Raw genomic sequence first — 2749 nt, forward strand, 5'->3', positions numbered from 1 at the left:
GGGCGGCTGGTCGACGCGGACGGACCGCAGTGCGGTGCTGAGGAAACTTTTGCGCGGCAAAGGTGCGGCGGCCATCGGTGCCGCCGCCGGCATCGATTTCGGCCAGGTCGATTTGCCCGGCCCGACCGGCGAGGCCAACACGCTGTCGCTGTCGCCGCGCGGCCGCGTGCTCTGCCTCGGACCGGATGCCGACACGCTGCTTGCCCAGACCATCCAGGCGCTGGCGGCCGGCAATGCGGTGCTGGCCGTCGCGCCCGATGCGCCGGCGGCCCTGTTGTCACTGACCGGCAAGGGCCTGCCGCTGGCGGCCATCGACGGCCGGCCCGACCCGGTCGAAGCACGCGCGCTGCGTGTCGACCTCGTCGCCTTTTCCGGCACGCCGGAGGCCGCGCGCATCGTGCGCAAGGTGATCGCCGACCGCGCCGGCCCGATCGTGCCGCTGGTCAGCGAAGTGCTCAACCCGGCGGCCTATGCGCACGAGCGCGCCGTCTGCGTCGACACTACGGCTGCTGGTGGCAATGCCAGCCTGCTGGCCGCGGCTTAAGGCGGCTGCTTCTATCTGTTAGGCGAGGCCACCTCACGCGCCCTCGACGACCGAAAAGCCCTCGAACTGCGGATGACCGAGATGGTGAACCTTGCTGGAGCCGGCGTTGCGGTGCGCCGCGCGGAAATTCTCGGATTTGGTCCAGGCGACGAAATCATCATGGCTCGCCCACACGGTGTGCGAGGCGAACAGCGTGTAGCCTTCGGCCTCGTTGACCGGACCGCGCAGCAGATGAAATTCCTTGAAACCTTTCATCTCCGAAAGGCTCGAATCACGGTTTTTCCAGACGTCCTCAAAAGCGTCCTCAGAGCCGTTTTGTATCTTGAAGCGGTTCATGGCGATGTACATTGGTGGTTCCTTTCGGGATTGCGGATTATGATGCTTGTTGGATTGCCTGAAGCGCTGAGGCGCAGGCTGTTAAAATGGACCGATCCGCGCTTTAAATACCCAACTTGACTTGCCAGTTTCGGTTGGAATGGGAGGGAACGGTGCTTGCTTGCGCACTAGCGTCAAAGCGAATTGATCAAGTTCCGCAGAACCTGAGCTTTCGGCAAGCTGTATATCGCTGATGCTGCCGTCGGCCATGACAACGAAAACGACCCTGGCATTGTTGCGAGCGCTCGCCTGTATCGCTTTCGAAACACGACGGTTGGCGCGGGCAAGCTTCTTCTGAACTTCACCGCTGTAGCGGGATTCCATCGCATTTCCTGCCGCTGCCTGCTCCTTGCCCTTGCTGGAAGCCACCGCGGCGCGTTCCTCGCCATCCGTCGCGCCGCGGGCCTCGTTCGTTTCGTCGGCTCCGCCAAGACCTGGTGTCGGGCTCGGCCTTGGCGTCGGGATCGGCGGCTGTCCGACATCGACAGGGGGCGCCTCGGTGCTTTCGGCCGGAGCAGCCGGCTCTGCCGGCGTTTCGATCTTCGGAGCCACGCTCTGCTCGTCCAGGCGCGGGGTGTCGGCCATCATGTCTGGCGCGGCAGTGGATTGCTCGACAATCTGCGACAAGGGCGCGAGGGGTTGCGCGGCCATTTCCCTGATCGGCCGGTCCCCGGTGGGCTGGTCGGCAGGCGGCTCGGGCTTGACCTCAGGTTTGGCCGGCTGCGGGTCGGGCACCAGGGTGACGTTCATCGCGCCCGGCACCTTACCATTCAAGGCGCTGCCGACCACGTTGTCGCCGGTTTGATCGGCGCCTTCCATCTCGATTGCGTCCCCGGCATTAAACGTGCCGGCAGGTGCGATGAGAAAAGCGGCCGCCACCGCGGCATGAAACAGGCAGGAGGCGACGATCGCCGCCGTCCATTTGCGGCTCATGGCTGACGGTCGGGCCGGCGCAAGCGGTCCGGTCGGCGCAATTGCCAGTTCGCCATCGGCGTCGGGGAGGGGACTGATGTTCTGCATGGCTCGCGGCGAGACCTGCCGCAACCGGCGCGGACTTGTCAAATCAAGATCGTTGGCATCTAGCGGCCACAGAACGGAGCCGGCCAGAGACCATGCGACGGGTTTCGCGCGAGGGCGGGCTCCAGTCCCACTGTCTTCTCAGACCCCGAAAGCGATACCGGTCTTAGTTTCGGTCTTCAGTCCACGCATGCAAGCGCCCGGCTCGATGCCGGTGCCCGCACACTCGGTCGCGCTGTTGATCAGCACACGGCTGACCTTGGCGCAATCGGCGCCGGCAAGATCGAAACGCGTCACCTTGGTCTTGCCCGCCGGCAGGTCCTTGAAGTCGAGCACGGTCAGCCGGTCGACGACGCCGGCCTCGTTGAACAGCGCGATCTCGAACGCTGCTTTCGAGAGGTCGGCGCCGAGAGTGTTGTTGACCACGAACGTCAAACGGCAGCCCTTTTCGGAAGCCTGCGCGCCATTGAGCTCAAGCGTGAGAGCAGGGACCGGCGCGGACTCTTGCGCCCACGCCGGACCCATCACAAGCGGCATCGCCAGCACCGAGGTCAGCAGGCGAAGCGATGCCGTCAAGCTTATCATTGTCGTCAGCCTCCAAATCGCATTGTCGCCGCCAGCTTGAGCGTGACGCCGGGCTCGTAAATTACACTCGTGGCCGATGCGTTCAACGGGTTGGTGTATTTCACGTCGAACAAATTGTCGGCGCGGAAGTCAACCTTGAAATTGTCGGTCGCCTGGTAGCTGGCGAAGGCATTGACCAGCGTGTAGTCCTTGGCCACTGGGTTGCCCTTCGGCTTGCCATTGTACTGC

At 64.1% G+C, this 2749-nt stretch carries 3 protein-coding genes and 2 pseudogenes; 1 reads left to right on the forward strand and 4 read right to left on the reverse strand.

Annotation, left to right across the window (positions count from 1 at the left end; all coding sequences use genetic code 11):
- Positions 1 to 544: pseudogene (locus tag EOA86_RS29560) on the forward strand (bifunctional proline dehydrogenase/L-glutamate gamma-semialdehyde dehydrogenase); the annotation flags it as partial.
- Between the two features lie 33 nt (positions 545 to 577).
- Here the strand turns inward: EOA86_RS29560 and EOA86_RS29565 are convergent.
- The 4 genes and pseudogenes from EOA86_RS29565 to EOA86_RS29580 all read right to left on the reverse strand — a co-directional run.
- Positions 578 to 892 carry an antibiotic biosynthesis monooxygenase gene (locus EOA86_RS29565; RefSeq protein ID WP_128344887.1) on the reverse strand — a complete coding sequence of 105 codons (315 nt, stop codon included), beginning with the start codon at positions 890 to 892 and terminating at the stop codon, positions 578 to 580.
- A gap of 69 nt (positions 893 to 961) precedes the next feature.
- Positions 962 to 1798, reverse strand: coding sequence for an energy transducer TonB (locus EOA86_RS29570; RefSeq protein ID WP_245497415.1), 837 nt, complete (start codon positions 1796 to 1798; stop codon positions 962 to 964).
- 279 nt (positions 1799 to 2077) lie between these two features.
- On the reverse strand, positions 2078 to 2521 hold the full coding sequence (locus tag EOA86_RS29575; protein WP_127211993.1) for a hypothetical protein: 444 nt from the start codon (positions 2519 to 2521) through the stop codon (positions 2078 to 2080).
- Positions 2522 to 2526: 5 nt separating this feature from the next.
- Positions 2527 to 2749 (reverse strand): annotated as a pseudogene (locus tag EOA86_RS29580) (TonB-dependent receptor); the annotation flags it as partial.

Source organism: Mesorhizobium sp. M5C.F.Ca.IN.020.32.2.1 (assembly GCF_004023105.1).
GTDB lineage: Bacteria > Pseudomonadota > Alphaproteobacteria > Rhizobiales > Rhizobiaceae > Mesorhizobium > Mesorhizobium wenxiniae.